The sequence below is a fragment of the Clostridium sp. genome (assembly GCF_016650035.1).
Lineage (GTDB): Bacteria > Bacillota > Clostridia > Clostridiales > Clostridiaceae > Clostridium_AD.
Genome location: NZ_JAENWM010000038.1, coordinates 1 through 25,997, shown reverse-complemented (window position 1 = coordinate 25,997; position 25,997 = coordinate 1). Strand labels below are relative to the sequence as shown.

Sequence of the window (25,997 nt, the reverse complement as noted above, 5' to 3'; positions counted from 1 at the left end):
AAAAGAGAGGGTGTAATTTTTGAAAGTAAAAGATTTTTATTTTGACTTGCCTAAGGAGCTTATCGCACAACATCCACTCCGAAAGAGAGATGAGTCAAAACTTATGGTAGTTAATAAAACAAGCGGTGAAATAGAACATAAAAAATTCAAAGATATATTAGAGTGTTTAAACGCAGGAGATTGCTTAGTATTAAATGATACTAGGGTTTTACCTGCAAGACTTATAGGAACTAAAGATGGAACGGGTGGGAAAATGGAATTCCTGCTTCTTAAGAGAATAGATATAAATCACTGGGAGACCTTAGTCAAACCTGGGAAAAAAGCAAAAATCGGAACTATGTTTATTTTTGGAAATGGCGAACTTAGGGCAGAGGTTATTAGTATTTCAGAGGGTGGCAGTAGAATAGTAAAATTTGAATTTGAAGGAATATTTGAAGAAGTTTTAGATAGACTTGGAGAAATGCCACTACCGCCATATATAACAGAAAAATTACAAGATAAAGAAAGATATCAGACCGTGTTTTCAAAGGAGGTAGGATCAGCGGCAGCTCCAACTGCAGGGCTTCATTTTACAGAGGAGTTGCTACGAGAAATTAAAGCAAAGGGTGTTGAGGTTGCTTTTGTAACGCTACATATAGGGCTAGGTACTTTTAGACCTGTAAAAGCTGAAACAGTGGAAGAACATCAAATGCATTCGGAGTACTATGTGTTAAGTCGTGAAACAGCGGAGGTAATAAATAGTGCAAAAGAAAAGGGCGGCAGAGTAATTGCTGTTGGTACTACATCTAATAGGACGTTAGAAAGCATTGCTGATGAAAATGGAAAAGTCCATGAAAAATCAGGATGGACAGACATTTTTATCTACCCAGGATATAAGTTTAAAATTGTTAATGCATTAATAACTAATTTTCATTTGCCAGAATCTACACTAATAATGCTAGTTAGCGCTTTTGCAGGTCAAGATTTAGTTATGGGTGCGTACGATATGGCGGTAAAAGAAAAATATAGATTCTTCAGTTTTGGAGATGCTATGTTTTTATATTAACTGAATTTTAATTATTGTATTGAAAGAAGGTCAATTATGTATAAATTACTAAGGAAAAGTGGTAAAGTAAGACGTGGTGAATTTACGACACCTCATGGTGTTATTCAAACACCTGTATTTATGAATGTAGGAACTCAAGGTGTTATTAAAGGAGCAGTTTCTAGCATGGATTTAAAAGACATTAACTGCCAAGTGGAATTATCTAATACTTACCATTTACACTTAAGGCCAACAGATAAGGTTGTAAGGCAAATGGGAGGGCTTCATAAATTTATGAATTGGGATAGACCTATCCTTACAGATTCAGGCGGATTTCAAGTCTTCTCTCTTTCGGCTATGAGAAAGATTAAAGAAGAGGGAGTTTACTTTAATTCACATATTGATGGTCATAAAATATTCATGGGGCCGGAAGAAAGTATGCAAATACAAAGTAATTTAGCATCTACCATTGCAATGGCCTTTGATGAATGTATACCAAATCCTTCTACTAGGGAATATGTAGTTGATTCAGTAGAAAGAACTACAAGGTGGCTCGAGCGATGTAGGATCGAAATGGATAGACTTAATTCTATGACCGGCACTATAAATAGAGAACAAATGTTATTTGGTATAAATCAGGGCGGAACATACGAAGATATTAGAATAGAACATGCTAAAACAATTAGTAAAATGAATTTAGATGGATATGCTATAGGAGGCCTGGCGGTAGGAGAGTCCCATGAAGATATGTATAGAATTATTGATGCAGTGGTTCCATACTTGCCAGAGGATAAACCAATATATCTTATGGGTGTAGGGTATCCAAGTAATATTTTAGAAGCTGTATCAAGAGGGGTAGACTTTTTTGATTGTGTACTTCCAGCAAGAAATGGAAGACATGGACATTTGTTTACTAAAGATGGTAGAATAAATATAATGAATGCTAAATTTGAACTTGATGGAGCTCCTATTGATGAAGGTTGCGAATGTCCTGCTTGTAAAAATTATACAAGAGCCTACATAAGGCACTTATTCAAGGCAAAAGAAATGTTAGCTATGAGACTTTGTGTTCTCCATAATCTATATTTTTATAATAAACTTATGGAAGACATACGATCTGCCATTGATAATGATTGTTTTGAAGAGTTTAAGGCTGAAAAACTTGATGCGTGGAACGAATAAATATAATTAATCTATTATTTTTTATAGAGCAATTATTTTATTATAAATTAAAAAAAATTACCGAAAGGAGGGGAACATAAATGGGAAGCTTAGGATCTTTATTACCTTTAATATTAATGCTGGGAGTGTTTTATCTAGTAATTTTTATACCGGAAAATAAAAGAAAGAAAAAATATGCTGCACTTTTAAATAATTTAAAAGTAAATGATGAAGTAATGACTAAAGGCGGTATAATGGGAAAAATAATCAACATCCAAGATGATTACGTTGTACTTGAAAGTGGTACAGACAGAACTAGATTTAAATTAGCAAAAACTGGAATAGGTACAGTCATAGTTACAAACAGTGCTGAAATAGTAGAGAAGAAATAGTAAATTAAGTAATAAAACCCCCTTTTTAATCATAATTTTAATATTATAGATTTCAATTAAATTTTTTTTGCTGAGATTTATATAAAAAGGGGGAGATTACATGGAAAAGAAAATTAAATATTCTTGTGCTGGAGAAGGAGTGTTTAGAGCTGCAATTTTAACTTTGGTTGTACTTATAATTTACTCTGTGATAACACGCTTTTTCCCGGCTAGCATGAAAGTAACATCTGTTTTTTATATTGTAATAACATTAGTTAGTGTGCTTTATGGATCAGTATATGCTGCAAAAAAAGCTGGTGAAAAAGGTTGGCTAATGGGTATTATGGTGGCAGCTACTTACATGTCAGTGTTATACTTAGTTAAAGTAGCTGGTGGTGGAAATGCTGCGATTGGAATAAGAGAAGTAACAAGAACAGCGTTAGCTTTGGGTATAGGTGTTTTTTCAGGAATGCTTGGAATAAATCTATAAAAATACTTTATTTAGCAAGAATGTTATGATATAATTCATAGGGTAACTTTAGAAATGGAGGAATAAAAATGAAACATATAAAAACTATAAATAAAGCAAGCGTTAAAGAAAGTTTAAAAAAACCAGGATGTAAAGAATGTGCTAATTCATGTCAATCAGCATGTAAAACATCTTGTACAGTAGCTAACTTAGCTTGTGAAAACTAATATTAACAATGTAGCAGTAACACTTAGAGTTACTGCTTTAAATTTAGTTAGGGGGAAAACAACTTGGCACTAATTCATAAATATATTAAAGATAATGAGTACTATGTAATAGATGTAAATTCTGGGTCAATACACGTGGTTGATGAAATAGTTTATGACCTTTTGGATGAGAATTCACTTAAATTAAAAGAAGAGTCCTTAAGAATTTTCGAAAAAAAATATGAGGCTAAAGATATAGAGGAAGCCTATGCTGAAATTCAGGAATTAATCGAAGGAGAACTTCTATACTCAAAAGATTTATATGAAGATATTGCAATGAATATTTCCAATACGGAATCTTATATAAAGGCACTGTGTTTAAACGTAATACATGATTGTAATTTAAGGTGTAAATACTGTTTTGCTGATGAAGGTGAATACCATGGCGCTAGAAGCGTAATGTCAGCTGAAGTAGGAATGAAAGCAATAGATTTTGTTATAGAAAAATCAGGCCCAAGAAAAAACATTGAGGTAGATTTATTTGGTGGAGAGCCACTTATGGTTTTTGATACAATAAAAAAAATAGTGGAATACGCAAAAGGACAAGAAAAAATTCATAATAAATCCATAAGATTTACTATGACAACTAATGCAACATTACTTAATGACGAAATCATGGAATATATGGATGAAAATATGGGCAATATAGTACTTAGTATAGATGGTAGAAAATCTGTTAATGATAAGGTTAGAGTGAGAGTAGATGGAAGCGGTTCTTATGACAAAATACTTCCGAAAATAAAACAAATGGTTGACATGAGAGATAAGTCAAAGGCTTATTATGTAAGGGGAACCTTCACTAGAGAAAATACTGACTTTTTCCAAGATATAAAACATATGGCAGATTTAGGATTTAAAGAAATATCTATAGAACCGGTAGTACTTCCTCCTGAACATGAATTATCACTAAGAGAAGAGGATTTACCTATTATTTTTGAGCAATACGATAAATTATATAGTGATATGCTTCAAAGATATAAGGACGGAAATGAATTCAAGTTTTACCACTTCAATATAGATCTTAAAGGTGGACCTTGTGTTTATAAGAGAATTTCTGGATGTGGGGCGGGTCATGAATACATAGCCGTTACTCCAGATGGTGAAATATACCCTTGCCATCAATTTGTTGGTAACAAAGATTTTCTTATGGGCGATATATATAATGGAATGAGTAGTAATAAGATAGAAAAAGAATTTAAAGAGGCACATATTTACAACAAACCAACATGCAGAGATTGCTGGGCTAAATTTTATTGTAGTGGTGGATGCCAAGCAAATAACTTTAATTTCAATGGAGATATGCATATTCCTTATGAAATTGGATGCAAAATGCAAAAGAAAAGAATAGAATGTGCTATAGCATTAAAAGCAAAAACAATGAATAATTAATTATAATTACCTAATATTGACTAATTAAATTAATCAGAATATAATTGTATTAATGAATAGGAAACGAAGGGGGATAAAGATGAAAAAGAAAAAAAGTACTATACTGTTTTTAATCAGTGTATTTGTTGTTGGAATATTAGCATATTCTGGTTTCCAAGGGCTTAAAATAGGAGATTATAGGTTTAAACCATTTACTGAAACAATAAATAAAGGTTTAGATTTACAAGGTGGAATTTCTGTGTTAGAAGAAATTCAAGGGGAAAAAGTTTCTGATAAAGACATGAGTACAACAATTGAACTTATTACTATGAGGACCAACAAAATGGGAGTTAGCGAAACTCTAGTTGTTCAAGAAGGAAGTAATAGAATCAGAATTGAAATACCAGGTAAATTCGATCAAAAGGAAGTTCTTGATACTGTTGCAAAATCAGGAGTGCTTAAATTTGTTGGACCTGATGACGTTACTATTCTTACTGGTACAGAAGTAAAAGATGCTTCTACATCCATAAATCAAGATAATCAACCTGTTATAAATCTTGAACTTAATGAATCAGGCAAGGAAAAATTTGCTGTAGCTACAAAGAAATTTTTAGGACAGCCAATTACTATTTTTATGGATGATGTGGAGTTAACTAGCCCTACAGTGAATGACATCATTACAGATGGTAAGGCTGAAATTTCTGGAACATACACATTAGAAGAAGCTACAAGACAAGCTCAAATTATAAAATCAGGAGCACTACCTGTAACACTAAAAGCTGTTTCGGTTAAAACAGTTGGAGCTACTTTAGGTAAGAATGCATTGCCATTAAGCATGAAAGCTGGAGCTATAGGAATATTATTTATATTGTTATTTATGCTTTTATATTATAGAGCACCTGGAATTATTGCAGATATATCACTAATTTTATATGTGGTTTTGGTTCTTGGAACATTCTCAGCACTTAATGTAACACTTACTCTCGCAGGTATAGCTGCATTCCTACTTACTGTTGGTATGGCAGTAGATGCTAATGTTTTAATATTCGAGAGAATAAAAGAAGAGCTTAGAACTGGAAAATCAATAAAATCCGCTGTAGATTCTGGATTTCATAAAGCACTGTCATCAATACTAGATGCAAATATTACAACTATAATTGCTGCAGTGGTTTTATACTCAGTAGGAACAGGAGCAGTTAAAGGATTTGCACTAACACTTATGATTGGTATAACTTTAAGTGTATTTACAGCGTTTACTAGTACAAGATACTTATTAAAATTAGCAGTTGGAATGGGACTATTAAGTAAAACATCTCATTTTGGTGTGAAGAGGGACGCTGCTAAATCTCGTAAACCATTTAAGATAGTTGAAAAGACTAAAATATGGTTTGCTATTTCCCTATTAATAATTGTAATAGGAATGGGAGCTATGGCTAAAAACGGACTAAACTTAGGTATAGATTTCAAAGGTGGTACAAAACTTGATATAACTATGAACCAAGCTTTTATTAAAGCAGATGCAGATAAAATAATTGATAAAAGCGCAAAAGGTGAATATACATCTAAAACTGTAGATGATGGTAATGATTTCGAAGTAATAGTTAGCGATGCTCTTTCTGCTGATGAAATAGCTACTTTGCAAGAAGAAATCAAAGCTGTCTACAAATCTAGTGAATTTTCACAAGATTATATTGGGGGATCTATTGGTAGTGAATTAAAATCAAAAGCACTGATTGGTTTAATTGCTGCTACTATTTGTATGTTGGTGTATATAGGTATTAGATTTGAATTTAAATTCGGATTTGCGGCTGTAACGGCACTCGTACATGATATATTAATTACTCTTGGAGTATATGCAATATTTAGCATACCAGTAAATTCACCTTTTATAGCGGCTATTTTAACTATAGTCGGGTACTCAATTAATGATACTATTGTAGTATTTGACAGAATAAGAGAAAACAATAATGGCATGAGAAAGTCATCCATAGAAGATATTACGAATACAAGTATTACACAAACACTAGCACGATCAATAAATACGGTTGCTACAACATTATTTACTATAGTTGCAGTGTATGTATTTGTACCAGCGATAAGAGAACTTAGTCTTCCACTAATAATAGGAATATTAGTTGGGTGTTATTCTTCAATTTTTATAGCGAGTCCTACTTGGGTATTGCTTAAAAAAAGACGCAAAAAAGTATCGAAAAAAGCAATAGCTTAAGATTGTGAGAACTTATACAATAATAGAATTAGACGAAGAAGTATTACAAAATAATTGCTTCTTCGTCTTTTTTTATTTTATTTTGAAAAAAAATTTGTAAAATTATAAAATTTAAATTATACTTATTATGTTTCTATTAACTTTAAGGAGTGTTTATGGTGGATTATCACAAAAACATGAAAAAGACCAATAATGACTTTATAGATTATAATATGTATAATCCATTTTTGTTAAAGGGAATGGGAGCTGCATTATATAGAATTGTGAAAGCTATAAATAAAAGAGAAAAAATTGTTCTTTATGGTTTTTATGATCTGGATAGTATTACGGCAATTTCCGTACTTATGTTAGTGCTGAATTTTGTAAATGCTGATGTTGAGTATTTTATACCAAATGAGCCTTGTGAAAGTCGTGATCTACTAGAAAAAGATATAAATAGTCATATAAAATATTTAGGACCAAGCCTTATAATAACCTTAGGTTGTGGCATCAATTCATTAGGCGAAGTAGAAGCATGTAAAAAACGAGGGATTGATGTTATAGTGACGGATTTTCATAAACCTATTAAACAATCTCCTGACACTATCGTAGTAGATCCTAAACAAAGAGGTTGCAAATACCCTTTTAAGGGTTTGGGAGCTTCAGGCATAGCCTTTAAACTTGCACAAGCAATATCGTTACATTACAAGATGAAATCCGTTAACAAATATTTGGATCTGGTAATGATTGGAACTGTTTCTAGTAAAACTAAGTTAAATAGTGAAAATAAAATAATAGCCTTAGAAGGTATAAAACAGTTAAATTGCTCAAGCAATTATGGAATTTGTGCACTGAAAAAAACCCACAATATTATTAATATTAATGAGGATACAGTATCAAAGTTAGCATTAAAAGTAGTGCCCACTGTTAATCCTGTTGGAAGAATGGATAATGCTAAAATTGTGGTTGAGTTATTTATTACCTCAGATAGTGCTAGAGCATTACAGATATCCAAGTACTTAGATAAGGAATTAAAAAACAGTTTAATGATTTAGTGGAATTTCACATGGCTGTTGTGTTACATATTAGTGCATATACATAGCAATATAATCGTTAGTATAATATACATTGAATATACCTATAATAAAAGAATGGTTTATGTATTTTGATTTAATGTTAGAGGGGGAATAATCGTGGATTTAAAAAAACATATTAGAATAATAGAAGATTTTCCGAAAAAGGGAATTAGTTTTAAAGATATAGCTACCTTATTACAAGATGGAATAGCACTTAAATATACTATAGATGCTATGGCCGAGTATTTAAAAGATAAAGAAATTGATATTATAGTAGGACCTGAGGCTAGAGGCTTTTTATTTGGTGTACCCGTGGCTTATGCTCTTGGTGCAGGATTTGTACCAGTAAGAAAACCTGGGAAATTACCTTATGACACTTTACAAGTAGAGTATGAGCTTGAATATGGTTCAGATAGACTGGAAATTCATAAGGATGCTATAAAACCTGGACAAAAGGTAGCGATAGTTGACGATTTGCTTGCCACTGGCGGTACAGTTGCAGCAGTAACAAAGCTTGTAGAACAAATGGGTGGAGAAGTTGTTTCCTTAAACTTCGTAATCCAGTTAACAGAACTTAATGGAAAAGATAAGTTAAAGGGATATGATATAATGTCTCTTGTAAAGTATGACATTTAACGATGTTTCAATATGTAAGCCCATTATTTAATTATCATATTAATAAAATATATTATATATAAATTTAAATTGCAAAATTCTACACAATATTATATAATATTAGTAAAAAGTATCGGCTGGTTAATAAAACCAGCCTTTGATTTTAGGAGTGTAAAAGCCATGTTGGAAAAATTGCTATATAAAATTGAGAATAATTGTAATTCTGTAGATAAAGACCTTATTATTAAAGCCTTTGATTTTTCTTATGCTGCTCATAAAGATCAGAAAAGAGAATCAGGTGAGCCGTATATTGTGCATCCGCTAGAAGTCGCCTGCATTTTAGCAGAAATGGGACTTGATACAAGCACAATTGTTGCAGGATTACTTCATGATGTAATTGAAGACACAGTATATACTTTTGAAGATGTAAGCAGAGAGTTTAATATAGAAGTAGCAAATTTAGTAGAGGGTGTAACTAAGCTTGGTCAAATAAAATATAAGACTAAACAAGAAGAACAAGCAGATAATATTAGAAAAATGCTCTTAGCTATGGCAAAGGATATTAGGGTTATCCTTATTAAACTTGCAGATAGACTTCATAATTTGCGTACTTTAAAATATATGCCAGTAGCTAATCAAAAGCAAAAGGCAAAAGAAACACTGGATATTTATGCCCCTCTAGCCCACAGACTTGGAATGTCGAAAATTAAATGGGAACTTGAAGACTTATCACTCAGGTATTTAAACCCAAATGAATATTATAATTTAGTAAGAAAAATAGCAGAAAAAAGAGTTGAGCGAGAAGAAAATATAAATAATATAATGGTAGATTTAAAATTCAACTTGGACATGGTTGGAATAGAAGCTGACATTGATGGTAGACCAAAACATTTTTATAGTATATACAGAAAGATGGCGTCTAAAAACAAGACAATAGATCAAGTTTTTGATTTGACTGCAATTAGAATTTTAGTTAATGATATTGGAAATTGCTATGCAGCGCTAGGTATAGTGCATACGGTTTATAAGCCAATTCCAGGAAGATTTAAAGACTATATTGCTATGCCAAAACCTAATTTGTATCAATCCTTACATTCAACGGTAATAGGACCTCATGGTAAACCCTTTGAAATTCAAATTAGAACCTATGAGATGCATAAAACTGCAGAGTATGGGATTGCAGCTCACTGGAAATATAAACAAGGTACACAGGAAAGCGAAAATGAAAATTTTGACTCTAAATTTTCATGGCTAAAGGATATTTTGGAATGGCAAGGAGAAACCTTCGATGCAGAAGAATTTCTGGAAGGGTTTAAAATTGATTTATTTTCAGATGAAGTGTTTGTATTTACGCCAAAGGGAAGGGTTATTAATCTACCAATTGATGCAACACCAATTGATTTTGCTTATAGAATTCATACGGATATAGGGAATAGGTGTATGGGAGCAAAAGTAAATGGAAGAATGGTACCTCTGGAATATCACTTAAAAACAGGAGAAATAGTTGAGGTTGTAACTTCAACTTCGCCTAAGGGTCCAAGTATTGATTGGCTTAATATTACAAAAAGTAATCAAGCTAAAAGCAAGATCAAAGCTTGGTTTAAGAAGGCTAAAAAGGATGAGAGTATTGAAAAAGGAAAAGAATTATTAGAAAGAGAATCTAAAAGGCAAGGATATAATTTTGGTGAAATTGCCAAGGGTGAAGCAATAGAAAAAATTTATAAAAGACATAATTTTAGAACTCTAGATGATTTATTCGCTTGTGTTGGAGTAGGAGATATTATGCCTCCGACTATAGTTAATAGACTTAGAGAGGTTTTTGAAAATAAAAATAAACCAGATGATTTGACCATAGAAGATATTGAACAAAAGATAACGAAAAGTGGAAGTAAGGATGGGAAAAAGCAAGTGGATTTTTCAGGTTTAATAGTCAAGGGCCTTGGCAATGTGCTTGTGCGTTTCGCTAAATGCTGTAATCCTGTTCCAGGGGACAAAATAATAGGTTATATAACAAAGGGACGTGGAGTTTCTGTTCATAGATGTGACTGTAAAAACATTGAAAACTTAATAAACAATGAAATAAACAAAGTTGTTGAGGTAAGTTGGGGAAATAGTGAGGGAAAAGGATACGTTACTGAAATTCAGATTAGAGCAGATGATAGGTATGGTTTGTTAGCCGACATAATGGAGGTAATAACATTAACAAAAACACAATTATACTCAATTAACGCAAAAACCTCAAAAGATAATGTGGCTTTAATAAACATAAAGCTTCGGATAGTTGATATAGAGCATTTGAAAGAATTGCAAAAGAAAATCACCAAATTATCTGGTGTAATAGAAGTTTATAGAATAAAAAACTAACACAACAAAATTATTCTATTTAAGGGGGGGATATTTATGAGAGCAGTAGTGCAAAGAGTTAAGTCATCAAAGGTTGAAGTTAATGGGGAATTAGTTAGTGAAATAGGCTTTGGATTAAATGTTCTTCTTGGAATATGCGAAGAAGACACTGAAGAAGATATAAAATTCTTAAAGGATAAGATATTAAATCTTAGAATTTTTGAAGAAAATGAAAAGATGAATAAATCCTTAATAGACGTAGGGGGAGAAATGCTTGTAGTTTCTCAATTTACACTATATGGAGATTGTAGAAAAGGTAGAAGACCAAATTTTATGAGAGCACTTGGTGGGGAAAAAGCTGAAGTACTGTATTTGGAATTTGTTAAACAGTGCTGCGATATATTAGGTGAAGTTAAAACTGGGAGTTTTGGCGCGGATATGCAAGTTTTCATACAAAATGATGGACCAGTAACTTTGCTTTTAGAGAGTAAGAAAGATTTTTAGGAGGTTTAAAATGGAAATAAAAAAACTTGTTACAGGAATATATGGATCAAACTGTTATATTGTAATGGATGAGAATACCAAGGAAGCTGTGGTTTTAGACCCGGGTGGAGATGTTGACGATATCGCTGGCGCTATAGATACTATGGGCGCCAGTGTTAAGTATATACTTTTGACCCACGGACATCTAGATCATACAACAGGTGTAGCGGAGCTCAAGACCATCACAAAGGCAACAGTATGTATAAGTAAATTAGACGATGATTTAATAACTAAGGGAGAGCATTTATTTGGTCCTCTCATCAAAGGTGGGGCAGATAAAATAATAAAACAGGGTGATATAATAAAAATAGCAAACTTAGAAGTTGCTTGCATAGATACGCCAGGTCACACTCCAGGTGGTATGTGCTTTTTAGTACAAAATTGCGTTTTCACTGGAGATACTCTTTTTGCAGGTTCAATTGGAAGAACAGATTTTTCAGGAGGAGATTTTGGCAGTATAATTACTAGTATAAAATCAAAACTATTAACTCTGCCTGGTGATACTATTGTGTATCCTGGTCACCAACAAATTAGCACAATAAACAATGAAAAATTAAATAATCCCTTTTTACAGGATTAATCTAGGGTTTAGGGAGAAAAAACATATTCTATGTTTCATTAAGGAGTTAAAATGATAAAGGTAAAGTTAAACAATTCAAAATTCAATTATGATGTATATCAAATCATAAATTTATTCTACCTATTTCCCGAAATTAAATTTGTAGAAGAAGATTATGATTTTAATATTGAAGTTAAGGAATATATAATAGAAATACATTCCCAGGCTGAATGTTATGAGTACAAAATTAATAAGGTTTATAAAATTAAAGAAGAAGTTAAAAAAGCTGTTTTTTTATATTTTTCAAAAAATGCAACTAGTGTGCTTCCTTGGGGTACTTTAATAGGAATTAGGCCTTCTAAAAGAGCTCTAGAGAGGTTACAAGAGGGTGCAACTGATGAAGCTATCATAGCTGAGTTCAAAGATAAAAATGTTGCGAGAGAAGATAAGGCGAGACTTTGTATTGATGTTGCAAGGTTTGAGCAAAATATTGTCAACACAAAAAAAGACAACATAAGTGTTTATATTGGCATGCCATTTTGTCCCACAAGGTGTTTATACTGTTCTTTTACATCAAATCCTATAAATAGTTGCAAAACAGTAGTAGGTCCTTATCTTAAGGCACTGTCACATGAGATAGAGAGTATAAGTACATACATTAAAGATAAACATCTAAATATTGAATGTGTATATTTTGGAGGGGGAACGCCCACTTCTGTAAATAATGAGCAGTTTGAAGGTATAATGCAGTCTATATATGAAGCTTTTATTGTAGTCAATAAAGTGAAGGAATTTACAGTAGAATGTGGAAGACCAGACAGTATAACCTTTGAAAAGCTAACTACTATGAAAAAATATGGAGTACATAGAATAAGCATTAATCCTCAAACTATGAACGATGATACATTAAAACTAATTGGCAGGAATCATTCTGTAGCTAGCGTTTCTGAAAAATTTAATATGGCTAGAGAACTTGGTTTTGATAATATAAATATGGATTTAATAATAGGACTCCCAGGGGAAAAAATTTCACATGTAATAAAAACTTGCCATGAAATATCTATTATTAAACCTGATAGTATTACAATTCATGGACTATCTATAAAAAGAGGTTCAAAGCTTCATGAAAGCATGCTTAATGATTATAAGTTTGAAGTTCCTTGCCAAGAAGAATTAAATAAAATGTACCAGCAAACTGTAGAGTTATCTAAAAAACTCCATATGGAACCCTATTATATGTATAGACAAAAGAATATGGTGGGTAACATGGAAAACATAGGATATAAAACACCAGGTAAAGAGGGAATATACAATATCCAAATGATTGAGGAAAAACAAACAATTATTGCACTTGGTGCAGATGCAGTTTGTAAGGTTGTTTTTTTAGAAGAAAACAGGCATGAGAGATTTGCCAACGTGAAAGATGTTAGAGAGTATATAAAACGTATAGATGAGATGATTGAAAAGAAAATTGCATTATTAGATACCCTATATAATTAAAAACTAAGTAAAAGGAGGAATAAAATGAATATTCAAGCACCGAAGGGTACGAAGGATATGCTACCGGAAAATGCTTATAAATGGCAGTATGTTGAAAATTTATTTAGAAATCTTTGTTCTGTATATGGATGCAAAGAAATTAGAACACCTATGTTTGAAAATACTGAGCTGTTTATAAGAGGAGTAGGAGAAACTACAGATGTGGTACAAAAGGAAATGTACACTTTTGAGGACAAGGGTGGAAGAAGCATTACACTAAAGCCAGAGGGAACAGCACCTGCAATAAGAGCATTTATAGAACATGGTCTTTTTAATGAGGTTCAACCTACAAAGCTGTATTATTTTACTCCATGTTTTAGATATGAAAAAATGCAAAAGGGAAGATTTAGGGAGCATCATCAGTTTGGGGTTGAAGTTTGTGGTTCTAAGGAAGCTTCTGTTGATGCTGAGGTAATTAGCCTTGTTATGAGAATATATAGTGAACTTGGAATAAAAGGTGTGCAGCTTAAAATTAACAGTATGGGATGTCCGGGTTGTAGAAAAAAATATAATGAAGCACTAAAAGTATTTTTAGAGCCTAAACTTGATGAACTTTGTGGAACTTGTGTAAGCAGATTTGAAAAAAATCCACTTAGGATTCTGGATTGCAAAGTTAATAGTTGTAAGGCCATAGTTAGCGGTGCACCTATTATATCAGATTATATTTGCGAGGAATGTGCTACTCATTTTGAAAGTTTAAAGAAATATCTGAGTGTTATGGATATAGAGTATAAAGTAGATTCACATATAGTAAGAGGACTTGATTACTACACTAAGACTGTATTTGAAGTACATGACAAAAACGGTATTGCGATTTGCGGTGGAGGAAGATATGATAATTTAATCCATGAAATAGGTGGACCTGATTTGCCATCGATGGGTTTTGGGATGGGAATAGAAAGGCTATTAATGTCGCTTGAGGAAAATGGTATAGAAATCCCTAAAGAAAATTACATGGAACTTTATATTGGGTCAATGCACGCTGAATCAAAAAATCAAGCTATTAAAATAGTAAACAGTTTACGAGTAAAGGGAATCAAGTGTGAATGTGATCATATGGAACGTAGTGTAAAAGCTCAAATGAAATACGCTAATAAAATTGGAGCTTCTTTTACAATTATTTTAGGCGAGGATGAAATCCAAAGTAGAAACGCTAAAATAAAAAGAATGTTTGATGGACAACAGTTTGAAATTAACTTAGACAACTTAGAAGAAATAGTTAACATAGTTAATGATCAAGGTTTTAGGGAGGAATAAAATAAAATGGCAGAAGCATTAGAAGGATTAAAGAGAACCAATATGTGTGGAGATCTTCGAGAAGAACACATATTAAATGAAGTAACAGTTATGGGCTGGGTTCAAAGAAAAAGAAATTTAGGTGGCCTTGTTTTTATAGATTTACGTGATAGAACAGGACTTCTACAGTTAGTATTTGGAGAAGAAATAAACAAAGAAGCTTTTGTAAAGGCAGATTTAGTAAAATCAGAGTACTGCATTGCTGTAACTGGTGTAATTATTAAAAGGCAAGATCCTAATAATAATATGATTACAGGTCAAGTAGAGCTTCAAGGTAAAAATATAAAGATATTATCCGAATCAGAAACTCCACCTATATATATAAAAGAAAATTTAGACGCTTCAGAAAATGTTCGTCTAAAATATAGATATCTTGATTTAAGAAGACCGGATATGCAAAAAATTCTTATGATACGTCATAAAGCAGCTAAAGTTATTAGAGACTTTTTAGACGAAAATGGTTTTTTAGAAATAGAAACGCCTATGCTTACAAAAAGTACTCCTGAGGGAGCCCGTGACTATTTAGTTCCAAGCAGGAATTACCCTGGAATGTTCTATGCACTTCCACAATCACCACAACTTTTCAAACAACTATTAATGGTGTCTGGATATGATAAGTACTTCCAAATAGCAAGATGCTTTAGAGATGAAGATTTAAGAGCAAATAGACAACCAGAGTTTACGCAAGTAGATATTGAAATGTCCTTTGTTGAGGAAGATGATGTCATAGCAGTAAATGAAGCCTTGATTGTGAAATTATTTAAAGAAGTAGTAAATGAAGATGTTATGCTTCCTATAAAAAGAATAACCTACAAAGAAGCTATGGATAAATATGGTTCTGACAAGCCGGACCTAAGATTCGGAATGGAAATAGTTGATATTACTGAAGAATCACGTGAATGTGAATTTGTAGTATTTAAAAGTGCAATCGATAATGCGGGGTCTGTAAGAGCTATAGTAGTAAAAAATGCTGCAGACATGGGTAGAAAAAAATTAGATAAATTAGGTGAATTTGTTAAGACATACAAAGCAAAAGGCCTGGCCTACATTGCATGTAAAGAGAATGAAATTAAATCTCCTATATCTAAATTCTTAAATGAAGCGCAAATGCAAGCTATTTTAAATAAGGTAGAGGCAAAGACTGGAGATTTAGTGCTAATAGTGGCTGACAAAGATAGTATTGCTCTACAAGCCCTAGGTGCATTAAGATTACAGGTAGCAAAAGAACTTGAAATTTTAAAAGATAATAAAGAGTTTAACTTTGTATGGGTTACTCAGTTCCCGCTAGTAGATTATAACGAAGAGGAAAATAGATTTATAGCAGCTCACCATCCTTTCACAATGCCAATGGACGAAGATTTGCAGTATTTAGAATCAGATCCAGGTAGAGTTCGTGCTAAGGCTTACGATATAGTGCTAAACGGCGAAGAATTAGGTGGAGGAAGCATAAGAATACATGATTCTAAGTTACAAGAAACTATGTTTAAAGTCTTAGGTTTTACTCAGGAGAAAGCATGGGAAAGATTTGGGTTCTTACTTGAATCATTTAAATATGGACCACCACCACACGGTGGACTTGCTTTTGGACTAGACAGAATTGTAATGTTCTTAGCAGGCACTGAAAATATTAAAGACGTAATAGCATTCCCTAAGAATCAAAATGCTTACTGTCCAATGTCTGAAGCACCAAATATGGTTGATGATAAACAACTTCAAGAACTTGGAATTACAAAAACAGAAATAAAAAAATAATACACTAAAAGTATATATTTAAAAAAACAGTATAATAGCTAAATATTATGCTGTTTTTTCTCTTCAATAATTAAAAGATAATTAAATTAAAATGAAAATAGGCTATTTAAATTTTTATCTTGATTTGTGTAAATTAGGATGATATAATTATAACAGTACCTATACGGGGTATATAATATAACCTATGGGAGTGGTAAAATGACAAATGAAAATGATATATCAATGGATGAACAACTAGTTCGAGATATTAAAATTAGATTAAGAAAAATTGAAGGCCAGGTTAAAGGTATAGAAAAGATGGTGAGCAGTGAAACTTGCTGTAAGAATATACTGGTGCAAGTGGCCGCAGTACGTTCTGCTACGACTAAAGTTGGTGGGCTAGTTTTAGAAAGATATACTAAAAATTGTCTTATACACGAAGATGATCCAATTGAAGAAGAAAAAATTCAAGAACTTATTTCAACTTTTCTTATGTTTTTAAAGTAAAAAATAAAGAAGTAAAATTTATAATCAAATTTTACTTCTTTATTTTTTTCTTTCTTTTTAGTTTGTTTAAAATTGTACTGATAGATGATACAAAAACTATTGCAATTGCAATAGCACCTGCACTAAATAGGGTTACTACACCTTTGGATAGAGATGCATCAAAATTTCCCTTTACTGCTTCAAGCGTAGTATAATACATCCCACTACCGGGAACAAGAGGGATGATTGAACAGATTATAAATATTGTTACAGGGCTCTTCCGAAGTCTTGCCATTATTTCTGAGTAAATACTCCCAACCAAGGAAGCAACAAATAATGAAAAAACTAAGGATGGTTGAAGTTTTCCTGCGAGAAGATATGTAAACCAACTAAGACCTCCCCCAATTGCGGCTATAATTAAGTTTTTACCTCTTATATTAAAGAGTACTCCAAAACCAAGAGAACTTAAAAAAGCATAAAATGAACTAAGGATCATATTAAAGCACCTCCAAATAACAATGTCCATATTTTAAAAACTACACTTGTGCCCGCAGCTATTGCCATTGCTGTGAAAAGAGCCTCGATAGATCTTGATACGCCAGAAACTAAATCACCCGCAATAGTATCTCTTATTGCATTTGTTATAGAAATACCTGGGACCAGTATCATTATAGAGGCTATTATTATAGTATCCATATTTCCTGCAAAGTTTAAAGATGTAGATATAAGGGCTATGAGGGCAGCTAAAGCACCACTAAGCATATTTTTTAGAAAACCATTTACATCTAATTTATCTAACGATCCACTTAAAGTATTTATAAGAGCTCCAATTAGAAAGGCTATTAAAAAGTCTTTATAATTTCCACCAAAAAGTATGGCGAAAGAACCACAAGATAAAGCAGCGAAAAATGTTGTGGTTTTTTGAGAATAAGGAGGTAAAGTGTTAATATAAGCAAGTTCTTTTCTCATATCTTCCATAGATAGTGGATTTAAAACTATTTCTCTAGATAGATTATTTATCATAGAAACCTTACGAAGATTAAATGTTCTAGTATTTATTCTTTTAACTAATGAAATGGTTTGATTTTCACTATTAGTGATTGAAACCATAATACCAGTAGGAGTAACGAAGCTTTCAGTAAGTGGTATGCCATAGGATTTACATATCATAATAATTGTTTGCTCTACTCTATAAGTTTCTCCACCATTTTCTAAGATAATTTGACCAGCTTCAGCAGCTACATGAATGATATCATCAATATGCATTTAATCTCCTTTCAGTATTTAATTTTTTTTAGATATAAAATAATAAAAATTGCACTATAAGTATATACCATAAACCACCTAAAGTATTACTTGTTAGAAAATTAAGTTATTTAATATATTTAGGTTGATATAAATCATAAAAAAATTTATAATGTAATTACAATATATATTTTATATTTACATTTTTTTATGTTATTAAAATTATTATTACATGAGTTAATTTAAAATGAGAGGAAGGGTATGAATATGACAGAGTACTTAAAAAAAAGTGATTTAGCAATTTACGATATTATTAAAGAGGAAAATACAAGACAAGAGGATCATATTGAGCTAATTGCTTCTGAAAATTTTGTTAGTAAAGCTGTAATGGAAGCTAATGGTTCTATATTGACTAATAAATATGCAGAAGGCTATCCTGGTAAAAGGTATTATGGCGGTTGCGAGGTAGTTGATAAGGCCGAAGATTTAGCCCGAGATAGAATAAAAGAACTTTTTGGAGCAGAACATGCTAATGTACAACCCCATTCAGGTTCACAAGCTAATATGGCTGTTTATTTTTCTGTTTTAAAACCAGGGGATACAATATTAGGTATGAATTTGAGCCATGGCGGACACTTAACTCATGGAAGTAAGGTGAATTTTTCGGGGATATTATATAACGTTATTCCTTATGGAGTTAATTTAGAAACAGAGACTATAGATTATGAAGAAGTGCGAGCACTAGCTAAAAAACATAATCCTAAAATGATAGTTGTTGGAGCAAGTGCCTACCCAAGAGCTATAGATTTTAAAGCGTTTAGAGAGATTTGTGATGAAGTAGGAGCATTAATGTTTGTAGATATGGCTCATATAGCAGGACTTGTAGCAACAGGAGCACATCAGTCACCAGTTCCGTATGCTGATTTTGTTACTACAACTACACATAAAACATTAAGGGGACCTAGAGGTGGAGCAATTTTATGTAAAGAAAAATATGCAAAACAAATAGATAAGTCCATTTTCCCGGGCATGCAAGGTGGCCCATTAATGCATACTATAGCAGCTAAAGCTGTTTGTTTTGGAGAAGCTCTTAGACCTGAATTCAAAGATTACATTGATCAAGTAGTTAAAAATGCAAAGGTTCTGGGAGAAGAACTCCTAAAATATAATTTCAAGTTAGTATCCGGAGGTACAGATAACCATCTGTTACTTATAGAATTAACAAATAAAAATATAACTGGTAAAGAAGCTGAAAAGCTATTAGACCTTGTAGGAATTACTGTAAACAAAAACACTGTACCAAATGAAACATTAAGCCCATTTGTTACAAGTGGTATAAGAGTTGGAACACCTGCTGTAACTACAAGAGGATTTAAGGAAGCAGAAATGAAAATTATAGCTGAGCTTATGAATGAGACTATAGAAAATAGAGAAGGGGATTTGGGAGTAATCAGAGAAAAAGTAATTAAGTTATGTAGTAAGTTTCCAATGTATTAGAAATGGGAATACTATAATAGAAAAAAACGTTTAACTCTCTGTGAGGGTAATACGAGAAGGGATATATTATACATGTATAATATATCCCTTCTCGTATTAATATCATTATATTTAAGTTGCCTTCATTTGCAAAATTAACACTTTGTTCAAGAATTTTTATTTGTGGTGACACACATAATCAAAAAAAATTTTTTTTATTATGTAAAATAAAAGGTAAATGACATTAGTTTGTCGAAGTATGGTATTGGTAGGCTCTTATCAAAACCTATAACTAGATTATACAAGGAGGCAATTATATTGAATTTATTAGTTTTAGCTCCAATTTGTTCCATAGTAGCCCTTGCTTTTGCTGGGTTTCTTGCATACAAAGTATTAAAACAAGAAGAAGGAAATGAACAGATGAAAAAAATTGCGATGGCAATTAGAAAGGGTTCAGATGCATATCTGAAAAGGCAGTACACAGGGGTAGCTATTTTCTTTGCAGCTATGTTTATAATACTTGGAATACTTGCAGTAAATGGATTTATTACTCCATTTGCACCTTTTGCATTTATAAGTGGAGGGTTCTTATCAGGACTTGCAGGCTTTATAGGAATGAAAATTGCAACTCGTGCAAATGTCAGAACTACACATGCAGCTGGGAAAAGTCTTAATAGTGCTTTAAATGTTGCTTTTTCAAGTGGTGCGGTAATGGGACTTACTGTTGTAGGTCTTGGACTTCTTCATATTAGCATATTTTATTATCTATTAGATTTTTTCTATAGAGATTTAGAAGCGGGATTAAGAATTCAAAATATAACAAGTGCAATGATCACATGTGGAATGGGAGCTAGTGCTATGGCATTATTTGCACGTGTTGGTGGAGGTATATTTACTAAAGCTGCAGATGTAGGTGCAGACCTTGTAGGTAAGCTTGAAGCAGGAATTCCTGAAGATGATCCAAGAAACCCTGCAGTTATAGCAGATAACGTTGGAGATAATGTTGGAGATGTAGCTGGTATGGGCGCGGATTTATACGAATCTTATGTTGGGTCAATAGTAGCAACTGCTGCACTTGCAGTAGCAGCTGGACTTGGAGTGGAAGGTGTAACAATTCCTATGACTATAGCATCTATAGGCGTAATTGCGTCTATTATCGGAACTTTCTTTGTTAAATCAGGAGAAAAAGCTGAGCAAAAGAGTCTCTTAGGTGCTCTTAGGCGTGGTGTTTACGTTAGTTCTGCAATAATTGCAGTGCTTACATTCTTCCTAGTAAAAAATGTGCTTGGAATGGAGCACATTGGAGTTTACTTTGCTATATTAACTGGTCTTATAGCAGGTAATTTAATTGGTTTTTGTACAGAGTATTTTACATCAGATACATATAGTCCTACTCAGAAATTAGCAAAGACAACAGAAACTGGTGCAGCCACAGTTATAATAGGTGGCCTTTCACTTGGGATGATGTCTACTTTTCTTCCTGTTATAATAGTAGCTGTAGCTATAGCTGCTAGTTTTTATTTTGCCGGAGGAGCAACAGATTACAATATGGGTTTATATGGTGTAGGAATAGCTGCAGTAGGTATGCTTAGTACATTAGGTATTACTTTGGCTACGGATGCTTATGGTCCTGTAGCGGATAACGCTGGTGGTATTGCAGAAATGACTCATCAAGATCCTATTGTACGTGAGCGAACAGATGCTCTTGATTCTTTAGGAAATACTACTGCAGCTACAGGCAAAGGTTTTGCTATAGGTTCAGCAGCTTTAACAGCTCTTGCACTTATTGCAGCATATAAAAGTCAAATAGAAATTATTATTAAAAAAGAAAATTTAGATTTTGTTTTTAATCTATCAGTTTTAAATCCTCAGGTTCTTATAGGATTATTTATAGGTGGAATGGTGCCTTTCATATTTGCAGCACTTACTATGGATGCAGTAGGTAAGGCAGCACACCTTATAGTGGTAGAAGTTAGAAGACAATTTAAAGAGATAGTGGGTCTTATGGATGGCAAAGCAGAAGCTGACTATGCAACATGTGTTGACATTTGTACAAAATCAGCTCAAAAGGAAATGATTCTGCCTGCACTACTCGCTATTGGGATTCCAATAGTAGTTGGTTTACTCTTAGGTGTAAACGGAGTTGTAGGACTTCTAGCAGGAGCAACGGTAACAGGGTTTGTGCTTGCTATTATGATGGCAAATTCAGGTGGAGCTTGGGATAATGCTAAAAAATATATCGAAGCAGGAAACCTAGGTGGAAAAGGATCAGATTGTCATAAAGCTGCCGTTGTTGGTGACACTGTAGGAGATCCATTTAAGGATACTTCAGGTCCAGCCATAAATATATTGATTAAGTTACTTTCAATGGTATCAATAGTATTTGCAGCGTTTATTTTAAGATTTTCAATATTTTAGACAAAAAGAGGCAATCCTTTGTGGATTGCCTCTTTTTTTTTTCTTTTAGAGTAAGTGAATTGCAACAATCACTATAGATCACGCAGAAGCCATGACAGTGAACCATTTTATTAAAGTGAATTATCGAAAGAAATTCACCATTAATTATTAATTTTTTAGTGGAAGGTCCATAAATATTATTTAAATTGGCAATTATACAGTAGTATAGAGAAATAGGGTTGCAATTTTTTATAAGTAATTATATAATATAAAAGAATTGTAAATGCAAGTCACTTGCATTTGATGAAGGGGTGAATCAAAAATGAAAAATATAATTACTAAAATTATAACAATTACACTTGCAAGTGTAGTACTTTTTAGCGGATGTACTTCCGACAAAAACAGTAATATATCCTCTGGTGCTGAAGCAGGAGATAAAGAAATACTGACAATTGCAGCATCATTCTATCCTATGTATATATTTACATTGAATGTTGCAAAGGATATTCCAAATGTAAAAGTTATTAGTATGACTAAACCAACGGCAGGTTGTCTTCATGACTATTCAATTACTACTAATGACATGAAAACACTAGATGGTGCACAGGTGTTTGTAACTAATGGTGCAGATATGGAATCATTTATGGATAAGGTAACAGAACAAATGCCGAATCTTAAGATTATAGAATCTAGCAAGGGAATAGAGCTTATTAAAAGTGAAGGTGATGTGGGAGATAACCCACATGTATGGGTAAGTATTTCTAACGCAATTACTCAAGTGAAAAACATTGGAGAGCAGTTATCTACTTTGGATCCTAGTAATGCACAAAAATATAAAGACAATACAGACATATATATAAAGAAACTTGAGATTCAAAGAGAAAAAATGCACAAATCATTAGATGCTATTGTGAATCGTGACATTATTACTTTCCATGAGGCATTTCCGTATTTTGCCAAGGAATTTAATTTTAACATAGTAGGAGTTATCGAGCGTGAACCTGGTTCTGTTCCAAGTGCAAAAGAATTAAAGGAAACTATTGAGAAAGTGAAGACATTAAAAATAAAAGCACTGTTTGTAGAACCACAATATTCAGCAGAACATGCTGAAACTATAGCAACGGCAACAGGTGCAAAGGTCTATACTCTTGATCCAGCGGTTACAGGATCTATGGTGGAAGACGCATATATTAACATTATGGACAGTAATTTAAAAGTATTGGAAGAGGCCTTAAAATGATAAATAGTAATAAGATGACAAATAGTAATAAGCTGACAAATAATAATAAAATTCGAAACATAAATTGTAATAAGTGCAGTTGTGGGTTATGTTGCACAAAAATACAAGATTTTGGAGTTGCTATTGGAAAAACAGAAATATTAAAAGATATTAATCTCCACATTCATTGTGGAGATTTGACTGCTTTAATAGGTGCAAATGGTGCTGGAAAGAGTACACTTTTAAAAGCTTTACTAGGAGGAATACCACATTCAGGGAATATCACGTTTGTTGACGGAAACAAAAAGCTTGTACGTAAACTTAAAATGGGGTATGTACCTCAGAAGCTTGATTTCGACTATAGTTCACCAGTAAGCGTTTTGGATATTTTTTCAGCTGCATTAAGTATCAAACCTGTTTGGTTTTCAATTTCAAAAAATATAAGAAAAAAAGCGCTTGAAAGTTTATCCCTAGTTGAGGGAGAATACCTTATAGACAGGCGTTTGGGGGTATTATCTGGTGGAGAATTGCAGAGAGTGCTTTTAGCCTTAGCGCTTCAGCCTATACCAGATATATTATTATTAGATGAGCCAGTATCAGGAATTGATCAAAACGGGCTAAAATTATTTTATAAAACTGTATCAAATTTAAGAAAAGATTATGATTTATCTATTATTTTAGTTTCTCATGATCTACCTTTAGTATCAAGATACGCTGACCGAATTGCATTTATCAATAATAAAACCATTGAATGCTGTGGAACCCCAGAGGAAGTATTTAGCAATGAGAAAGTAATTGATGTGTTTGGTGTAGATTGGAATAAAGTCTTGATAAACAAAAATGAAGAGGATGATGATTAATGTCTTTATGGTATAATCTAATAGATTTTTTACTCCCATTTGAATGGGCTCATTATGTATTTATGAAAAATGCATTATTAGGGGTTTTATTGGTTACTCCGATGTTTGGGTTACTTGGCACTATGGTTGTAAATAATAAAATGGCTTTTTTTGCAGATGCGCTAGGACATTCGGCTCTCACAGGAATAGCCATTGGGGTAATTTTAGGCATAAGTAATCCAATATGGTCTATGCTTGCATTTTCATTTATGCTTGCTGTAGTAATAATTAAGGTTAAAAATGTGAATACTTCTTCAACTGATACTATAATTGGCGTTTTCTCATCCACAGCAGTGGCTCTGGGTATTGTAATATTATCATTCAGGGGCGGGTTTACAAAATATTCTGTTTATCTTATAGGCGATTTATTAAGTATTAGTTCAATGGATTTGTTAATACTTCCGATTATATTTGTAATTGTAATTATTATTTGGACAATTGCATTTAATAAGCTGCTTTTAGTAAGTGTAAATCAATTATTGGCGAGAAGCAGAGGAATTAACGTTGAATTTTATGAATACTTATTTACAATTACTGTTGCAGTTATTGTAACAATATCTATTCAATGGGTAGGTGTTCTAATTATAAGTTCTATGTTAGTTCTACCTGCCGCCGCCGCAAGAAATATTTCTAGCAATATAAAGCAGTATCATATATATTCCGTAACAATTGCTCTTATTTCGGGGGTGTCGGGACTTATTTTATCCTATTTCTTAGGGTCTGCTTCTGGTGCAACGATGGTACTTATATCTTCATTATTTTTCGGAATTACATTTTTTGCGAAATTAAAATTTTATTCATAAAAGAATAAGAAGTAAACAGGGTACAAATTAGTTATTATATATTGAATTGTAGCTGGGATGTCTTCAAAAGATACCATTATGGCCGCATTGGGTGTAAAAATTTTTATAAAATTTAGAAAATCAGAGGCGAAACTGTCTCTGTTTTTTTTGCATTTATGAAAGTAGAATAAATTAACTTAATGTGACAGTTGATTTTAATTATCTATCACTAAGACAAAAAAACTAATAGTGGTATAATTATTAAAATATGGTATAATTTATTATATAGAAAGATGAATTATACCATTTATGCCAATTTAAAACTGAATCACATCTTGTTGTATTATAATTTAAAAGGTGACATATACATATACATATAACAAAGATGATTCACAATAAAATCTATTGATTTATGACGTAACTGTAAAAAAAGAAATTCAATTTTTAGTTAATTAAAAAATAGGGGGATATCAAAATGAGCTTATTATCAAGTTTAGTACAACAAGTAATTAATAAAAATCCTAATGAACCAGAATTTCATCAGGCTGTAAAAGAAATACTAGAATACTTGGAACCTGTAGCTGAAAAATATCCTGAGTGGGTGACGGGTGGGATATTTGATATGATAATAGAACCTGAACGACAAATTATATTTAGAGTACCATGGATAGATGACAAGGGAGTTGTAAAGGTAAATAAAGGTTATCGTGTACAATTTAATGGTGCTATCGGACCGAGTACTCACGGAAACTAATAAATAAAACTTGAATTTGTTTTGAGTTGTATAGAATTATAAAATTTAATGATATTAGAGCGGTTTGTAATAAAAACAGGTATAGCAAACAAGCCTGCACGGTGCAAGAATTTTTAAAAAAAACATTTAGTTGTTAAATAGCTACACTAATAAATTTAAAATACTAAAACCT

23 protein-coding genes and 2 pseudogenes are annotated in these 25,997 nt (G+C 32.4%); 23 read left to right on the top strand and 2 right to left on the bottom strand.

Annotated elements, in window-relative coordinates; genetic code table 11:
- Positions 1-19: 19 nt before the first annotated feature.
- The 17 genes and pseudogenes from queA to JJD95_RS10545 all read left to right on the top strand — a co-directional run bounded on the left by queA (position 20) and on the right by JJD95_RS10545 (position 17,074).
- The gene (queA, locus tag JJD95_RS10620) at positions 20-1,045 is read left to right on the top strand and encodes a tRNA preQ1(34) S-adenosylmethionine ribosyltransferase-isomerase QueA (RefSeq protein ID WP_291642991.1); all 1,026 of its coding nucleotides are present in this window, start codon (positions 20-22) and stop codon (positions 1,043-1,045) included.
- Positions 1,046-1,081: 36 nt separating this feature from the next.
- Positions 1,082-2,206, top strand: a complete 1,125-nt coding sequence (gene tgt / locus JJD95_RS10615; protein ID WP_291642990.1) for a tRNA guanosine(34) transglycosylase Tgt — start codon at positions 1,082-1,084, stop codon at positions 2,204-2,206.
- A gap of 80 nt (positions 2,207-2,286) precedes the next feature.
- Positions 2,287-2,577 carry a preprotein translocase subunit YajC gene (gene yajC / locus JJD95_RS10610; RefSeq protein ID WP_291642989.1) on the top strand — a complete coding sequence of 97 codons (291 nt, stop codon included), beginning with the start codon at positions 2,287-2,289 and terminating at the stop codon, positions 2,575-2,577.
- A gap of 100 nt (positions 2,578-2,677) precedes the next feature.
- A complete protein-coding gene (locus tag JJD95_RS10605; protein ID WP_291642988.1) occupies positions 2,678-3,046 on the top strand; it encodes a TIGR04086 family membrane protein in 369 nt (122 codons plus the stop codon).
- Between the two features lie 68 nt (positions 3,047-3,114).
- Entirely contained in the window at positions 3,115-3,252 is a 138-nt protein-coding gene (scfA, locus tag JJD95_RS10600) for a six-cysteine ranthipeptide SCIFF (protein ID WP_291642987.1), read from the top strand.
- A gap of 63 nt (positions 3,253-3,315) precedes the next feature.
- Positions 3,316-4,680: a thioether cross-link-forming SCIFF peptide maturase gene (scfB, locus tag JJD95_RS10595; RefSeq protein WP_291642986.1), complete on the top strand. Its 1,365-nt coding sequence runs from the start codon at positions 3,316-3,318 to the stop codon at positions 4,678-4,680.
- Positions 4,681-4,732: 52 nt separating this feature from the next.
- A pseudogene (secD, locus tag JJD95_RS20075) lies at positions 4,733-5,992 on the top strand (protein translocase subunit SecD); the annotation flags it as partial.
- A complete protein-coding gene (gene secF, locus JJD95_RS20070) occupies positions 5,984-6,886 on the top strand; it encodes a protein translocase subunit SecF (RefSeq protein WP_367114803.1) in 903 nt (300 codons plus the stop codon). The pseudogene secD and the gene secF, both read left to right, overlap by 9 nt.
- A gap of 158 nt (positions 6,887-7,044) precedes the next feature.
- On the top strand, positions 7,045-7,920 hold the full coding sequence (locus JJD95_RS10585; protein ID WP_367114802.1) for a DHH family phosphoesterase: 876 nt from the start codon (positions 7,045-7,047) through the stop codon (positions 7,918-7,920).
- A 138-nt stretch (positions 7,921-8,058) separates the two neighbouring features.
- Positions 8,059-8,577 carry an adenine phosphoribosyltransferase gene (locus JJD95_RS10580; protein WP_291642984.1) on the top strand — a complete coding sequence of 173 codons (519 nt, stop codon included), beginning with the start codon at positions 8,059-8,061 and terminating at the stop codon, positions 8,575-8,577.
- A gap of 159 nt (positions 8,578-8,736) precedes the next feature.
- Positions 8,737-10,920: a bifunctional (p)ppGpp synthetase/guanosine-3',5'-bis(diphosphate) 3'-pyrophosphohydrolase gene (locus JJD95_RS10575; RefSeq protein ID WP_291642983.1), complete on the top strand. Its 2,184-nt coding sequence runs from the start codon at positions 8,737-8,739 to the stop codon at positions 10,918-10,920.
- Between the two features lie 36 nt (positions 10,921-10,956).
- Positions 10,957-11,403, top strand: coding sequence for a D-aminoacyl-tRNA deacylase (gene dtd, locus JJD95_RS10570; protein ID WP_291642982.1), 447 nt, complete (start codon positions 10,957-10,959; stop codon positions 11,401-11,403).
- Between the two features lie 10 nt (positions 11,404-11,413).
- Positions 11,414-12,022: an MBL fold metallo-hydrolase gene (locus JJD95_RS10565; RefSeq protein ID WP_291642981.1), complete on the top strand. Its 609-nt coding sequence runs from the start codon at positions 11,414-11,416 to the stop codon at positions 12,020-12,022.
- 51 nt (positions 12,023-12,073) lie between these two features.
- Positions 12,074-13,501, top strand: coding sequence for a coproporphyrinogen III oxidase (locus JJD95_RS10560; protein ID WP_291642980.1), 1,428 nt, complete (start codon positions 12,074-12,076; stop codon positions 13,499-13,501).
- 24 nt (positions 13,502-13,525) lie between these two features.
- Positions 13,526-14,797 (top strand): histidine--tRNA ligase, encoded by a 1,272-nt coding sequence (hisS, locus tag JJD95_RS10555; RefSeq protein ID WP_291642979.1) that lies wholly within the window; start codon positions 13,526-13,528, stop codon positions 14,795-14,797.
- A gap of 6 nt (positions 14,798-14,803) precedes the next feature.
- On the top strand, positions 14,804-16,588 hold the full coding sequence (aspS, locus tag JJD95_RS10550) for an aspartate--tRNA ligase (RefSeq protein WP_291642978.1): 1,785 nt from the start codon (positions 14,804-14,806) through the stop codon (positions 16,586-16,588).
- Positions 16,589-16,786: 198 nt separating this feature from the next.
- A complete protein-coding gene (locus JJD95_RS10545; protein ID WP_291642977.1) occupies positions 16,787-17,074 on the top strand; it encodes a metal-sensitive transcriptional regulator in 288 nt (95 codons plus the stop codon).
- A gap of 31 nt (positions 17,075-17,105) precedes the next feature.
- Here the strand turns inward: JJD95_RS10545 and JJD95_RS10540 are convergent, their stop codons facing one another.
- Both JJD95_RS10540 and JJD95_RS10535 read right to left on the bottom strand, forming a co-directional pair.
- The gene (locus JJD95_RS10540; RefSeq protein ID WP_291642976.1) at positions 17,106-17,549 is read right to left on the bottom strand and encodes a threonine/serine exporter family protein; all 444 of its coding nucleotides are present in this window, start codon (positions 17,547-17,549) and stop codon (positions 17,106-17,108) included.
- Positions 17,546-18,319 carry a threonine/serine exporter family protein gene (locus JJD95_RS10535; protein WP_291642975.1) on the bottom strand — a complete coding sequence of 258 codons (774 nt, stop codon included), beginning with the start codon at positions 18,317-18,319 and terminating at the stop codon, positions 17,546-17,548. The genes JJD95_RS10540 and JJD95_RS10535 overlap by 4 nt, the downstream gene beginning before the upstream one ends.
- A gap of 240 nt (positions 18,320-18,559) precedes the next feature.
- Between JJD95_RS10535 and glyA the strand changes: the two genes are divergently transcribed.
- The 6 genes and pseudogenes from glyA to JJD95_RS10505 form a co-directional block, all read left to right on the top strand.
- Positions 18,560-19,795 (top strand): serine hydroxymethyltransferase, encoded by a 1,236-nt coding sequence (gene glyA, locus JJD95_RS10530; protein WP_291642974.1) that lies wholly within the window; start codon positions 18,560-18,562, stop codon positions 19,793-19,795.
- A gap of 297 nt (positions 19,796-20,092) precedes the next feature.
- Complete coding sequence (locus JJD95_RS10525; protein ID WP_291642973.1) at positions 20,093-22,192, top strand: sodium-translocating pyrophosphatase; 2,100 nt, start codon at positions 20,093-20,095, stop codon at positions 22,190-22,192.
- 301 nt (positions 22,193-22,493) lie between these two features.
- Positions 22,494-23,411: a metal ABC transporter substrate-binding protein gene (locus JJD95_RS10520; protein WP_291642972.1), complete on the top strand. Its 918-nt coding sequence runs from the start codon at positions 22,494-22,496 to the stop codon at positions 23,409-23,411.
- Positions 23,412-23,425: 14 nt separating this feature from the next.
- On the top strand, positions 23,426-24,250 hold the full coding sequence (locus JJD95_RS10515; RefSeq protein WP_291642999.1) for a metal ABC transporter ATP-binding protein: 825 nt from the start codon (positions 23,426-23,428) through the stop codon (positions 24,248-24,250).
- Positions 24,250-25,092 carry a metal ABC transporter permease gene (locus JJD95_RS10510; RefSeq protein WP_291642971.1) on the top strand — a complete coding sequence of 281 codons (843 nt, stop codon included), beginning with the start codon at positions 24,250-24,252 and terminating at the stop codon, positions 25,090-25,092. Before JJD95_RS10515 ends, JJD95_RS10510 begins: the two co-directional genes overlap by 1 nt.
- Positions 25,093-25,546: 454 nt before the next feature.
- Positions 25,547-25,807, top strand: a pseudogene (locus JJD95_RS10505) (Glu/Leu/Phe/Val dehydrogenase dimerization domain-containing protein); the annotation flags it as partial.
- Positions 25,808-25,997 lie beyond the last annotated feature (190 nt).

Excerpts from the sequence above, each read along its gene's own strand:
- tgt (WP_291642990.1), top strand. The coding sequence starts at position 1,082 with ATGTATAAATTACTAAGGAAAAGTGGTAAAGTAAGACGTGGTGAATTT.
- yajC (WP_291642989.1), top strand. The coding sequence starts at position 2,287 with ATGGGAAGCTTAGGATCTTTATTACCTTTAATATTAATGCTGGGAGTG.
- JJD95_RS10605 (WP_291642988.1), top strand. The coding sequence starts at position 2,678 with ATGGAAAAGAAAATTAAATATTCTTGTGCTGGAGAAGGAGTGTTTAGA.
- scfA (WP_291642987.1), top strand. The coding sequence starts at position 3,115 with ATGAAACATATAAAAACTATAAATAAAGCAAGCGTTAAAGAAAGTTTA.
- JJD95_RS10575 (WP_291642983.1), top strand. The coding sequence starts at position 8,737 with ATGTTGGAAAAATTGCTATATAAAATTGAGAATAATTGTAATTCTGTA.
- dtd (WP_291642982.1), top strand. The coding sequence starts at position 10,957 with ATGAGAGCAGTAGTGCAAAGAGTTAAGTCATCAAAGGTTGAAGTTAAT.
- JJD95_RS10565 (WP_291642981.1), top strand. The coding sequence starts at position 11,414 with ATGGAAATAAAAAAACTTGTTACAGGAATATATGGATCAAACTGTTAT.
- JJD95_RS10560 (WP_291642980.1), top strand. The coding sequence starts at position 12,074 with ATGATAAAGGTAAAGTTAAACAATTCAAAATTCAATTATGATGTATAT.
- hisS (WP_291642979.1), top strand. The coding sequence starts at position 13,526 with ATGAATATTCAAGCACCGAAGGGTACGAAGGATATGCTACCGGAAAAT.
- aspS (WP_291642978.1), top strand. The coding sequence starts at position 14,804 with ATGGCAGAAGCATTAGAAGGATTAAAGAGAACCAATATGTGTGGAGAT.
- JJD95_RS10545 (WP_291642977.1), top strand. The coding sequence starts at position 16,787 with ATGACAAATGAAAATGATATATCAATGGATGAACAACTAGTTCGAGAT.
- JJD95_RS10540 (WP_291642976.1), bottom strand. The coding sequence starts at position 17,549 with ATGATCCTTAGTTCATTTTATGCTTTTTTAAGTTCTCTTGGTTTTGGA.
- JJD95_RS10535 (WP_291642975.1), bottom strand. The coding sequence starts at position 18,319 with ATGCATATTGATGATATCATTCATGTAGCTGCTGAAGCTGGTCAAATT.
- glyA (WP_291642974.1), top strand. The coding sequence starts at position 18,560 with ATGAATATGACAGAGTACTTAAAAAAAAGTGATTTAGCAATTTACGAT.
- JJD95_RS10520 (WP_291642972.1), top strand. The coding sequence starts at position 22,494 with ATGAAAAATATAATTACTAAAATTATAACAATTACACTTGCAAGTGTA.
- JJD95_RS10515 (WP_291642999.1), top strand. The coding sequence starts at position 23,426 with ATGACAAATAGTAATAAGCTGACAAATAATAATAAAATTCGAAACATA.
- JJD95_RS10510 (WP_291642971.1), top strand. The coding sequence starts at position 24,250 with ATGTCTTTATGGTATAATCTAATAGATTTTTTACTCCCATTTGAATGG.